This window comes from Treponema sp., assembly GCF_052169735.1.
Classification (GTDB): domain Bacteria; phylum Spirochaetota; class Spirochaetia; order Treponematales; family Treponemataceae; genus Treponema.
Genome location: NZ_JBQNBW010000023.1, coordinates 22,507 through 34,855, shown reverse-complemented (window position 1 = coordinate 34,855; position 12,349 = coordinate 22,507). Strand labels below are relative to the sequence as shown.

The window sequence follows — 12,349 nt, the reverse complement described above, 5'->3', positions numbered from 1 at the left end:
AATCGTTGGTAAGCGTTATCTGTAATTCGTCTTCCATAGCTGTAGAAAGTATAGGACATCAGGATATAAAATGCAATGTGTGGAGTGCAGGAGAAAAACGCAAAGCGGGGCGGAATATAATTATGAAGGGATAGTACCGCGTACAGCATTTGAAGGTAGTTATAATGAGGAATCCCTGGTACCCAATGAGCTTTATCTTGAGATTTTAATAAAAATATGGTATATCTAGGAGGGAGATAGAAGTGACAGTATTTGAGAAACTTGCAAATAATGGAATCTATGTAACTCACAAAGATTTAGAATATATAATCTTTAAGTATGATGTTAAAGAAATATCTGTCTTTGGATCTTCAATAAGAAACGATTTTACGAGTGAAAGTGATGTTGATTTTCTTATAGAGTTTAGAAATTCTGAGAAAATATCTCTTTTTGATATACTGGATATACAAGACTATCTTCAAAATATTACAAAAAGAAATGTTGATATAGTGGAACCTGCTGCTTTAGTAAATCCATATAGAAGAAAAGCAATAATGAATTCTCGGGAGTTGCTCTATGTGTCATAATGAGCGTGATAAAAGTTACATTTACGATATACTAAAGTATTCGCAAGAAGTGATTGATATTTTAAAAGACGAAAATCATAATAGTTTTGTAAATAATCGTATAAAAAGATTAGCGATTGAAAGATTAATACAAATAATCGGAGAAGCGGCAAACCATCTCTCTAAAGATTTTATGCAAGAAAATCCGGATATTCCTTGGACAAAAATTATTGGATTAAGAAACAAAATTGTTCATGACTATGGCGAAATTTTAACGGATCGAATTTGGCTTATTGCGTCTCAATCAATCCCTGAGCTAATGGATCAAATAAAATCGAAAAATTTCATCTAACAGCTGCTTCACAAAGCCAAGATACAACAGGATAGCCGCAGCGCTCTCTAGTATTTTCACAAGGTTTGTATATCACCCTATTACCATACCGCCTTCTCTATGCTAAAATACTTACAAATGAATAATGATGAAACAAAAGCGGTTCCCCAGTCTACCGCTCAGGACAAACAAGATACGGTTCTGCTTCCTGATCAGCAGGAGCCGGCAGCTGGCACAAGCGCAGGTGCGGCAGGTGAAACCGATGATGCGCTGCACGCAGTTAATGCTCAAGATGAAGCTGCCGCTTGCCGGCAACAACCGGCAGTACCGGAAGGTGCCGGCATACAAGCAGGGACAAAAAAGCGCCGCGGAAGCTTTTTTAAAAAGCTCTGTGTGTTGTTGCTTATGCTTATTTTGATTGTATTGCTCCCGGCTGCAGGGCTTCTCTGCTATGCTGCACTAGACCGCACCAATCCTGCCCGGCATATTCCGGATAGCTCGTATGCAGTGGTCAGCGTGCTGTCTGCAAGTGATACCCTCAAAAAGGGGCTGTACCTCAGCACAGCGGATGCGCTCCTTTCTTCTCCCGAAACGGCAGCGCTGCAGGGGAACCTGCGGGCTTTGCGGGCAAATCCCCTGCTGCAAGCGCCGTGGTTTCAATGGCTGCTGGATATTCCGCTGTATGCAGCCGTCTACGAACACAACGCTGCTGTAGTAATTGCTGACCTCGGTATCCGCTCTGCTGCAACCCGGCTGTTACCGTTTGTTACGGCGCTCAAACCCGATCTTTTAACACGGGTACCCAACCTTTCGTCCGAAACCTTCGATATAAACGGTGTGCAGCAGCCGGGCTTTGTGTTTCAGCTCGGCAAGGATCAAGCCCTGTACTTCTGCTTCCGGAAAAACCTCTTGCTTGCGGCAACGTCGGAAGCTTTGCTTAGTGCATCGTTTACCGGTACTGATCCGAAAACGGAGCAAGTGCTTACTGCGCTTTTCCGTGAACAAAAAGATGCCGTTAATGTCTATGCGTCACCGGCATATTTTATTTCCGGCTTTGCCGAAAAACAAAATATCGCCGGTAATATGCTCCGCACGCTCAGCTTCCCTGAACCGGCAGCGCTAAGCGCCCGCTTTGATGAAAAAGCCCTTGCCCTGCACAGTGCTGTTTCGTGGCTTTCCGCCCGAGAGGAAGTAACTGCTGTACTCCAGCGCCGTTCATCTCTGCCTGCAATTCTTTCCCGGCTGCCGGAAGGTGTTGCGTATTTAACGTTGCTCAATCTCGGTGATCCTCAGTTTCTCTATCAAAATACCAAACCGTTTTTTACGCCTGATATAACAAAACTTTTTACAAATGCGGAAAAAAACTGCAAACTTTTTTTCAACAAGGATCTGCAACAACTCATGTTTGAGTGGATGGGCAGTGAACTCGGTGTATTTGCACATCAGGCAGCTCAGCCGCCGGTGTTTTTTATTGCATTAAAGGATGAGGCAAAATGCCGCACTCTGCTTGAGGATCTTTTTGACACGGCATTTTTAGACCGCAGTGTGTCCGCCATGGTGGATAACAGCCGTATTCCGCGCATTGTATTCCCTTCATGGGTAGCGGCATTGCTCCGTGCGCTCAGTATCGATCTGCCTGAACCGTTTTATATGATACAGGACGGCTATCTCTATCTTTCCAAGAGTGCAGAAGCCTTAGGTTTGTGTAAAAAAGAGATGGATGCAGGTAAGCTCTTGGTTAAAACCGAGCAATGGAAAAAAACTGCAAAGGACATATCCGCCGAGACATCTTTTTTGGTGTATTATTCGCTGGATAGAAGTATTCCTTTCTTTTTAGAACAAAATGCCATGCTCAAAACCGCATTAAAAAACTACGGGAAGGGGGTACTTTCGCTGCGGTTTGCCGCTGATAATCGCCTCTATCTTGATTTTTACACTCAAAAAACCGATACGCGGCGAATGGAAGAGATACCGGCATTTCCGCGGACGCTTTCTGAACAAGCCGGAGCAGATACCATCTGTGTACAAACAGCGGCAAAGACTCCCTACATCTTTTGGACAAACGGTGCAAATGTTCATAGTATGAATCTCCTCACCGGAAAAGAATCGCAGCTCACCCTTGACGGAGCAGCCGGTATTGCGGCGGAACTGAACGGACTGACCGCGGCTGCCTTCAAAGCGCTGTGGGTAGTTTCTGCACGTGGTTCCATCTATAAAGTGAATGAAACCTTGGAACCTTTCTCCGGCTTCCCCGTCTTGAGCGCTGAAAAACTGATACCGAAACCGGCTGCTTGCACCGGCGGGATTACCGTTCCCCTTGCAGCAGAACCGGCGCTTCTTTTTGCGGATTCAAACGGCGAATGGAAAATTTCCGATGCAATGGACGCAAAGTTGAGAACTGCGCCGGTTGTATGCGGCGGACAGATTGCCGCTGTGCCCCGTTCTTTTGAGAGCCGTTTCTATCTATTTGATGAGTACGGAACACTTGCAGAAGAGGCAACCTTCGGACTCGATGGCATATTTGCCGCACGGCCGGTATTGTTTACCCCGCCGCAGGAGCGCCGAAGCAGGAAAGACGGCAAAACCGGTGCAAATGCTCCGGCTTCAGCAGCCTTTTTGAACGAAGAAGGACGGTTTTCAATTAGAAGTTTGGAACCGCCGCATGAAGAACTCGGTTCCTGTGAACTCGGCACCGTCTGCAAGGCTGATTTTGTCTATTCGGAGTCAGCGCAAGCCTTTTTTGCAGTCTCACAGGATGGGCAGCTCTTTAAAATCAGCAGCGGCGGGGCTGTTACCGATTCGCTTGCACTCAAAACCGGCACTGCAGAGGATTACTGTATCACATTGCTTGATACCACCGGCGACGGCATCGATGAAGTGCTGATCTGTGGGGGAGGAAATGCGGTGTATGCATATACCGCGGGGCTTGCACCTGTGGAAGGCTTTCCCGCCGCCGGAACCGGTATTCCTTACCTCCTCGACATCGACGGGGATATGCTCCCGGAGCTGATTACCTACGGCATCGATTCAAAACTGCATGCATATAAAGGAAGTGCATTACGATGATAAAAAGTATTATAATGAGACGGTATTCTTCATCCTATTGTGAACTGCGGCAGCGATTAGCCGGTATAAGGACTGCGCCTTGCATACAAGCTGACGGCTGCCGCAGTGGTGAGCGCATAACCTTCCGGCAGCGCCCATATAACTTCGCTGCATCGGTCATACTTGCGCTGCTCTGCATTGGTATGCTCTCCTGTACTTCGGTACAGGCTGATATTCGGTACACAGGTGATGAAGGGAACCGCAAAGAAAAGGCGCTTGCAGACATTGAAGCAGCACTGGTTACACAGCGGGGTATGCGCAGCCCTGAAACGCTTGAGCAAGTGCGCGCAGAGATCACAGCGCTGCTGAAAGCTCCTTCAACCGACTCTTCATATTTGGCACGGCTCTATGCCCTTGCTGCCGACACCGCCTTGCTTCTACAGCAGCCGAATGAGGCGCGTAGACAGTTAGCGCTTGCAAAACGGCAGAGCGAATATGATGAGTATGTGCAGCTGGTGTCTGCGCGGCTCATCGCGGAACCGGAAAAGCGGATTGCCTATTTGGAAGAGCGTATCAGCCAAAATTCGGAAGCATACCGGCTGAAAGCGGAGGCAGGAGAACTGTATTTTGCTGCAAAGGATTACCGCAATGCCCTTGCCGCCTTTGATGCATCGCTCTCCTTTTTACCCGATGCCTATCAGCAGTACTATAGTCCGCAGCGGGAGCAATGTGCTCAGCTGTATACCCTCGGCAGCGCCGCCGCCAAGGAAGCCTCCGAAAAAATACTGCGCACAAATCCTATTTCTCTTTTAGATATGGCAGCACTCACCCAAGAGTCAACCAATGCGCTGGATTTTATCACCGGAACCGCAGTCTGGAGACCGCCGCTGCTTGCAAAAACACTGCAACAGGCAGGCTGGTATCACCCTGAACGGGATGTACTCAAAGATACAGCCTCTAAAAAAGATGCGGCGCTCTTTTTGTGGCATCTGATTATCGGCAGCGATGAGCAGCGGCTTACCCAATACACACGGTACTACACCAATAAGCGTCGGCTGCCCATCCCCGATGTGCCGATGGACGGGGTATATTTCGATGCGATTGTCGGCTCGGTAGAAGAGGATGTTGTGCCGCTTGCTGACGGGAAAAACTTTGCGCCTGACACCCCTGTCAGCGGTTTGGAGTTTTACCGCTGGCTGTTGAAAGCTGCCTCTATCCGGTAGGAGGAATACCGATGAAGGTTTTACACTGTATTGCGCAGCTTCCGATGAAAACAGGCAGCGGTGTGTATTGTACGATGTTAGTGGAAGGCATGGCGCAGCGGGGCTGGGATAATGCTGTTTTGTACGGAACTCAGCCGCCTTTTTCGGCACAGACGTTTCGGCAATCCGTAGATGCAGCCCTGTCCTGCCGCATACAAGAATTTCCCGTTACCTTTTTAAGCGATGTCCTTCCGTTCCCTATTGCGGGAATGAGTGATGTTATGCCCTATCAGTCCACCGTGTATTCGGCTATGACGGATGCGATGCTTTCTGCATGGATGACAGCATTTAAGCATAGGCTCCAACAAGCGGTCAGCGCCTTTCAGCCGGATGTGATCATCGCTCATCACCTCTTCATACTGACCTCACTGATAACGGAGCTTTTTCCAAGGGTTCCGGTTATTGCGATAAGCCACGGTACTGATATACGGCAGCTCAAGCAGCATCCGCAGATTCATGAGCAGTATATCAAGAATCTGAGCGGACTCAATACGGTTTTTACGGTAACACCAAAAGATACGGATGAAATTTCCCGGCTCTTAGGTATTGCACCCAATAAGATACGGCTTGCAGGCGGCGGTTTTAATCCCCGTCTTTTTAATGATGCACAGCGGCACCATTTTGACGGGACATTCAGGCTGGTTTATGCAGGAAAAATTGCCGAGTCAAAGGGCATTTTTGAGCTTGCAAAGGCGCTCCCGCTTATTTTAGCGCGTTATCCTCATACCGAATTAACGCTGATCGGCAATGCCTCCGAGGAACAACACGCCCAGCTGCTGCAAAACGCACAGGGCAGTCCTCATTTGCATATTCACAATGCCCTTACCCAGAAGGATATGAGCGATATGCTCAAACAGATGGATATTTTTATCCTCCCTTCATATTATGAAGCGCTGGGACTGGTTACGGTTGAAGCCCTTGCCTGCGGTCTCCGTGTTGTAGCAACCGAAATCGAAGGACTCAAAACCTTACTTGGAGATGCGGTAAACAACAGCGGTATTATTGAATACACAGCGCTGCCGCGTATCTATAATGTTGATCAAGCGGTGGAAGAAGATAAACCTGTCTTTGTCAGCAACCTTGCACAGACAATTATGCTGCAAATGGAGCGCATCAGTATGGGGCACGATATATACCCTGCTGTTGCAGCGGAGATACATAAGCATTCATGGAACGGCATTGTTGAAAAGATATGTGCAACGGTGCGGGGGCTTGCATAAAAATACACATCCGTGTACTTTCTATTAATTAGTCTTTCGGTTTTCCTATACACTACAACGAAACTAATCAGGAGCGTAAATCATGAAAAAGCTTATTGCGGCGGTTACTGCGTGTATGCTTATTGCAGGAATACTTATTGCTGAAGAACCGGAACAAAGTAAAAAATCCGATATAAAATTTACTACAAATATCAATGCAGTACTTGCATGGCCGTGGAGAGCTAAAATTACGGCAACCGAGATAATAAAGGTTCCGTTTTTAGTCCGCAACAATCCTTTTATGAGCGGAAATAATGTTACCTTCAAAATCGGTGCGGAATTGTCCCCAATTACTCTGGAAGGGAAGTTTGATGTCGTATGGACACCGCTTGCTGTTCTTGAGCTATACGGCGGCGCTAGTATCGGTTCAGGCTGGTCGATTGAGAGTAAAACGCTCAGTCTCCATGGACTTGCCTATAATAGACCGAATGCAAAAGGACGGTCGGTTATTACGCCGGTTAATTTCCGCAGTATATTTTATAGTGCATACTTTGGAGGAGCCTTTCAGTTCGACTTAGGAGCTGTTATTCCTACACCGTGGACTCATGTTGTATTTAGAACCGATCAATATATGCTGTATCGAGGGCTTGCCGGGGCAGAAGCGATGGATTCATGGATATTTCAAAATGATAAAGGTAGAACCAGAAACGGATTTACCTATAATGGTATGTATGTACTTGGATATCAGATGCCGCTGCCTATAAAATTAATTGCTCTGCGGCTGGAAACCTATAAAACATTCTTTCCAACCGCGAAGGGTATAGATAAGAGTAATTGGGGAGAAGACCGGGTTTACGTCATATTCGGACCTCTTGTAGCTTTTAAACCTGCGGACATCTGTACTATTACCCTTGTTGCTCAATGGGAAACAAAGCATGCCCATATTAAGCAAATAGACGATCAACCGATGAACAATGCCCCATTCTATGAGACACTAAAAATTGATAAAACAAAGTGGGATTCCGTTTACTTTTATCAAGTAGGCGTTATCGTGGATATAAACCTTCCCAATAACTAACTGCTATGGGCATCCTAAAAACGCAGATATAGTTTTTAGAGGTTTTCCATACCCCGGTGAAAATTGCCGGGCTAACAGCCCCAGCGCTCCATTGTATGAATAAAATGAACTTGAATCTGAGACCGCATCATCTGCTCTGCACCCGGGCATTTAGAGGAAAAGGCTACTCTCCTGCCTTTGTGGAAAATATGAGCCGTGTTATAGCAGAGATAAAAAACGGAGCATGTATTACCCTGACAGCGGGATTTGATGATATTTGTGCAGCTTGTCCTGAAAAAGAAGGCTCTGTATGCAAGTCGGAGGAAAAAGTACAAACCTTTGATGCCCGCGTATTGGAACGGTTCCATCTTGAACGAAAAACCTATTCCTACACGGAACTTGAACACTGCATCACTGAATATTTGGATGAAGCCTCCTATGAATATATATGCTGCAACTGCGAATGGCGGCAGACGGGGGTATGCACCTATACTGATGTCCAAACAGTAATTCGATAGCACGGTGTTCAGCCCCGCTTCCTGTCTGTGTTATATCTTTTACTTGACTGATTAGGGCTTTTATGCTAGCGTCTCCCCCATGAACGACATAACAGTGCCGCAATTGTTGCAACAAATTGCAAAAAAATATCCTAATATTCCCGCTCAATATTCAAAAAATGAGCAAGGAGACTTTATCCCGCTTCCATATTCCCGTGTTATGGATTTGGTTTTGAATTTTTCTGCCGGGCTTTTAGCGCTCGGTGTTAAACGGGGCGACCGCATCGGGCTTATCGCCGATAACCGGAAAGAATGGTACCATGCCAGCATGGGGATTATGGCAATCGGTGCCTGTGATGTGCCGCGCGGCTGCGATGCTACCGAGCAGGATTTGGTCAGGTTTCTTTCCTTTGCCGAATGCTCCGTAGCTGTCCTTGAAAACCAGTTGCAACTGATAAAAATCCTTAAAAGAAGTGATCAATTTCCGCTTTTAAAGACCCTGATTCTCCTTGATCCCATTGATAAAGACGCGCAGGAAGTAAAAGATGCCGGTGATATATCCCGGTTTACACTCTATTCTTATACTGAAATTATCGAAAGCGGAGCAGCATTCCGCGCTGCAAACCCCGGCACTGTGGAACAAGAATTAGAAAAAGGCAGCGATTCCGAAATTGCAACTATCATCTTTACGTCAGGTACCACCGGTGATCCCAAAGGGGTTATGCTAACCCACAAGAACTTTATTGTGCAGCTTGATGATCTGATGACACGGGTTATTCTCCATCCGGGAGAAAAAGCAATTGTGGTGCTGCCGGTTTGGCATAGTTTTGAGCGGCTTTGCGAATATGTTATCTTGGCATCCGGTGCCGGTATGGTGTACTCAAAACCTATCGGTAGTATTCTGCTTCCTGATATAGCAAAGATGAATCCTGCATTGTTTCCATCGGTACCGCGTATTTGGGAATCAGTGTATACCGGTGTATTAAAGAACATCCGCCAAGCAGGCGGCATCAAACAGAAACTATTTAATTTTTTCCTTGCCGTAGCGCTCTTTCACTGCCGCCATGCCCGGAATGTAAAGGGACAGAACCCTCATTTTGTGTTTTATACTAAAATAACCCGTCCGCTTATCTCTTTTATTCCCTATCTGCTTTCCGCGCCGCTATATGCGTTGGGGAATGCACTGGTGTTTAAAAAAATCAGAGTAAAGCTCGGCACCGGCTTCCGGCAGGGTGTTTCCGGCGGAGGAGCGCTGCCGCCCAATATCGACGCATTTTTCTGGGCAATCGGGATAAGTGTTACGGAAGGCTACGGCTTAACGGAAACGGCACCGGTTGTGTCGGTGCGTCCGCTCGGAAAACCGGTGTTCGGTACTATCGGAAAGCCGCTTTCATGCACGGAGGTAAAGATTGTAGACACAGACGGTAATACCCTACCTCCGGGACAGCTCGGCACTGTGATGATCCGGGGCACAAGCGTGATGAAGGGGTATTACAAGCGGCAGGATTTAACCGATGCGGTGATCAACAAGGACGGCTGGTTTGACAGCGGCGATCTCGGCATGAAAACATTTGACGGTGAACTCATTCTGCGCGGCAGAAAAAAAGACACTATCGTTTTACGCGGCGGGGAAAATATTGAACCCGTTCCTATTGAAATGGCATTGCAGGAGTCTCCGTTTATTACCCAAGCAGTTGTTGTCGGACAGGATCAGCGGTATCTCGGTGCACTTTTGGTTGCAGATGAAGCTGAAGTGAAAAACTATGCAGCCGAACACGCTATTTCCGGTGAGACTTTTGCGGAACTGCTTGCAAAGCCGGAGATAAAAAAGCTCTTTGAGCAGCAGATTTCGGCTCGCATCAATCATGAGCAGGGATTTAAGCTGTTTGAACGCATAAATACCTTTGCACTTCTTTCAAAACCTTTTGAAGTAGGGCTTGAACTATCTGCAAAACAGGATATCATGCGGCACAAAATCGCTGAGATTTACTACGATACTATTGCCTCACTCTTTACCGAATAACAGGTATTCTTAACATGGGAGGAATGATGGCAAACCGGATTTCTAAGCGGGATCAATTTAGTTCGCAGTGGGGATTCATCCTCTCGTGTATCGGCTCCGCTGTGGGAATGGGGAATATTTGGCTCTTTCCCTTTCGAGCCGGACAGTTCGGCGGAGCGGCATTCCTTATCCCGTATATTATCTTTGTTGCAATAATAGGCTACACCGGCATTGTTGAAGAAATGTGTTTTGGACGGGCAATGAAGACCGGACCGCAGGGAGCGTTTCTCAAAGCAACCCGCAGACGCGGCAGTAACGCCGGTGAGTACATAGGTTGGATTCCGGTTATTGGTTCTTTGGGGATTGCTATCGGTTATACTGTGGTAGTAGGCTGGATTACCCGCTTTATGGTTGGTGCCTTTACCGGTTCCATGCTTGCTGCAGAAAACAGCGGGGCATATTTCGGTAGCTTAGCGGGTTCCTTTTCTAGTATTCCCTGGCATTTTACAGCAGGAGCGGTTTGCTTTGTGATTATGGCTGCCGGAGTTTCCTCCGGTATCGAAAAGGTCAACCGTTTTATGATGCCGGCGTTTTTCTGCTTATTCGTTGTGCTTGCCCTCTGGGTTGCCCGCTTACCGCAGGCAGGTCAGGGGTATCGATTTTTATTCCATATTGACTGGCGCGCACTCACCAGTATTAAAATCTGGGTATATGCACTCGGACAGGCATTTTTTTCGCTTTCACTTGCCGGAAGCGGTACTGTGGTATACGGCAGTTACCTCAAGGACGATGAAAATGCCCCTGCAAGCGCTCAGTTTACTGCATTATTCGATACACTCGCAGCGCTGCTTGCCGCTTTGGTAATTATTCCCGCAGTTTTTGCCTACGGTTTAGAGCCGTCTGCAGGACCGCCGCTCATGTTTATCACCATGCCGATGATCTTTAAGGAAATGCCGCTGGGATTTTTGTTTGCAACTATCTTTTTTGTTGCCGTCTTTTTTGCCGGAATTACCTCGCTCATCAACCTCTATGAAACGCCGGTTGAGATGGTACAGCAGAAATTTAAGCTTAGCAGGAAGGCCTCGCTTGCACTTGTCCTCGGTATAGGGGGTGCGGTAGGATTGATTGTAGAAGACGGTGCCATCCTTGGTAGATGGATGGATATTATCAGTATTTATATTATCCCGATGGGAGCTTTGCTGGCAGGAATTATGTTTTTCTGGGTATGCGGCACGGACTTTGTGCTGGATGAAGTCTCAAAGGGCAGAAATAAACGCATGGGTGCTTTTTATGCCGTGCAGGGAAAATACCTATATTGCGGGCTGACTCTTGCTGTCTACATCCTTGGGATTTTCTATGGCGGGATCGGTTAAACTGAAGGCATAGAGATACTCAATGATCACATAAAAGAGGGAGGCTATCATGCAGATGCACTATAAAACAATGAGCGATGGCGTGCCGGTTGCGGTGTATGAATGGACACCGGAGCAAAAGCCGAAAGCCGTACTCCATATTGTACACGGGATGGCTGAACACGCTCAGCGGTATGACCGTTTTGCTCAAGAAGCAGCTGCACAGGGCTTTGCCGTATGTGCAGCGGATCACCGCGGACACGGAAAAACCGCTCAAGATACCGCATCGCTCGGCTATCTTGCAGACGGGGACGGCTTCCGGCGTGTAGTTGAAGATCAAGCAGAAATCAATTCGGAAATCCGCAGGAGCTTCCCCTCTCTTCCGGTGATTATCATCGGGCACTCATTCGGTTCCTTTGTTACGCAGGAATATATCGAACAGCACGGCAGCTCGGTTCATGCAGCAATCTTAATCGGTTCTGCCGGCCCTAACCCAAGCATCGGCTTTGCTTCCCTTTTAGCAGCCCTCAACTGCGTATTGAAAGGCAGAAAAGCGCCCGCAAAACTGATGACAACACTCATTTTCGGCTCTTACAACCATGGCATCCACGATGCAAAAACCGCATCGGATTGGCTGTCGCGGGATGCTGCCGAGGTGCAAAAATACCGTGATGATGAGCGCTGCGGTTTTGTCTGTACAGCGGGATTTTACCGTGATTTTATGCGCGGCTTACAGCGGATTCATAAAGCAGCCGCCATACACAGTATTCCTACCGGATTGCCTATCCTCATTACCGCCGGCTCCGAAGACCCTGTTTCCGATAAGGCTCGGACACTCGCCAGTTTGTATCAGCTGTATCAGGCAGCGGGCATAGCGGATGTAACACTGAAAATCTATGACGGAGCAAGGCACGAAATTCTCAATGAAACAAACAGAGCAGAGGTTACCGCGGATATTCTCCGGTGGATTGAACAACGGCTTGCATAATTCCGTTTCCGTCATTTTGCCGCCAACTATTTGCCGTGAAGCATGATCAGACGATCAGACGTGAAATATAA

10 protein-coding genes are annotated in these 12,349 nt (G+C 47.3%); all 10 read left to right on the top strand.

All coding sequences use genetic code 11. The features are described from left to right. The first annotated feature begins 242 nt into the window (after positions 1 to 242). The 10 genes from ACTTJ8_RS05435 (at position 243) to ACTTJ8_RS05390 (ending at position 12,278) form a co-directional block, all read left to right on the top strand. Positions 243 to 566: a nucleotidyltransferase family protein gene (locus tag ACTTJ8_RS05435; RefSeq protein WP_442715903.1), complete on the top strand. Its 324-nt coding sequence runs from the start codon at positions 243 to 245 to the stop codon at positions 564 to 566. Then, positions 556 to 897 carry a HepT-like ribonuclease domain-containing protein gene (locus ACTTJ8_RS05430; RefSeq protein ID WP_442715904.1) on the top strand — a complete coding sequence of 114 codons (342 nt, stop codon included), beginning with the start codon at positions 556 to 558 and terminating at the stop codon, positions 895 to 897. Before ACTTJ8_RS05435 ends, ACTTJ8_RS05430 begins: the two co-directional genes overlap by 11 nt. Before the next feature lie 117 nt (positions 898 to 1,014). After that, positions 1,015 to 3,942, top strand: a complete 2,928-nt coding sequence (locus ACTTJ8_RS05425; protein ID WP_442715905.1) for a VCBS repeat-containing protein — start codon at positions 1,015 to 1,017, stop codon at positions 3,940 to 3,942. Continuing rightward, positions 3,939 to 5,144 carry a hypothetical protein gene (locus tag ACTTJ8_RS05420; RefSeq protein WP_442715906.1) on the top strand — a complete coding sequence of 402 codons (1,206 nt, stop codon included), beginning with the start codon at positions 3,939 to 3,941 and terminating at the stop codon, positions 5,142 to 5,144. The genes ACTTJ8_RS05425 and ACTTJ8_RS05420 overlap by 4 nt, the downstream gene beginning before the upstream one ends. Before the next feature lie 11 nt (positions 5,145 to 5,155). Then, positions 5,156 to 6,403 (top strand): glycosyltransferase family 4 protein, encoded by a 1,248-nt coding sequence (locus ACTTJ8_RS05415; RefSeq protein ID WP_442715907.1) that lies wholly within the window; start codon positions 5,156 to 5,158, stop codon positions 6,401 to 6,403. 82 nt (positions 6,404 to 6,485) lie between these two features. Continuing rightward, entirely contained in the window at positions 6,486 to 7,460 is a 975-nt protein-coding gene (locus tag ACTTJ8_RS05410; RefSeq protein ID WP_442715908.1) for a hypothetical protein, read from the top strand. Positions 7,461 to 7,555: 95 nt separating this feature from the next. Continuing rightward, entirely contained in the window at positions 7,556 to 7,957 is a 402-nt protein-coding gene (locus ACTTJ8_RS05405; protein WP_442715909.1) for a DUF1284 domain-containing protein, read from the top strand. Between the two features lie 79 nt (positions 7,958 to 8,036). Next, positions 8,037 to 9,959, top strand: a complete 1,923-nt coding sequence (locus ACTTJ8_RS05400) for an AMP-dependent synthetase/ligase (RefSeq protein ID WP_442715910.1) — start codon at positions 8,037 to 8,039, stop codon at positions 9,957 to 9,959. A gap of 26 nt (positions 9,960 to 9,985) precedes the next feature. Next, positions 9,986 to 11,311: a sodium-dependent transporter gene (locus ACTTJ8_RS05395; protein ID WP_442720555.1), complete on the top strand. Its 1,326-nt coding sequence runs from the start codon at positions 9,986 to 9,988 to the stop codon at positions 11,309 to 11,311. A gap of 49 nt (positions 11,312 to 11,360) precedes the next feature. Further along, a complete protein-coding gene (locus ACTTJ8_RS05390; protein ID WP_442720553.1) occupies positions 11,361 to 12,278 on the top strand; it encodes an alpha/beta hydrolase in 918 nt (305 codons plus the stop codon). Positions 12,279 to 12,349 lie beyond the last annotated feature (71 nt).

Excerpts from the sequence above, each read along its gene's own strand:
- ACTTJ8_RS05390 (WP_442720553.1), top strand. The coding sequence starts at position 11,361 with ATGCAGATGCACTATAAAACAATGAGCGATGGCGTGCCGGTTGCGGTG.
- ACTTJ8_RS05415 (WP_442715907.1), top strand. The coding sequence starts at position 5,156 with ATGAAGGTTTTACACTGTATTGCGCAGCTTCCGATGAAAACAGGCAGC.
- ACTTJ8_RS05430 (WP_442715904.1), top strand. The coding sequence starts at position 556 with ATGTGTCATAATGAGCGTGATAAAAGTTACATTTACGATATACTAAAG.
- ACTTJ8_RS05420 (WP_442715906.1), top strand. The coding sequence starts at position 3,939 with ATGATAAAAAGTATTATAATGAGACGGTATTCTTCATCCTATTGTGAA.
- ACTTJ8_RS05425 (WP_442715905.1), top strand. The coding sequence starts at position 1,015 with ATGAATAATGATGAAACAAAAGCGGTTCCCCAGTCTACCGCTCAGGAC.
- ACTTJ8_RS05410 (WP_442715908.1), top strand. The coding sequence starts at position 6,486 with ATGAAAAAGCTTATTGCGGCGGTTACTGCGTGTATGCTTATTGCAGGA.
- ACTTJ8_RS05395 (WP_442720555.1), top strand. The coding sequence starts at position 9,986 with ATGGCAAACCGGATTTCTAAGCGGGATCAATTTAGTTCGCAGTGGGGA.
- ACTTJ8_RS05405 (WP_442715909.1), top strand. The coding sequence starts at position 7,556 with ATGAATAAAATGAACTTGAATCTGAGACCGCATCATCTGCTCTGCACC.
- ACTTJ8_RS05400 (WP_442715910.1), top strand. The coding sequence starts at position 8,037 with ATGAACGACATAACAGTGCCGCAATTGTTGCAACAAATTGCAAAAAAA.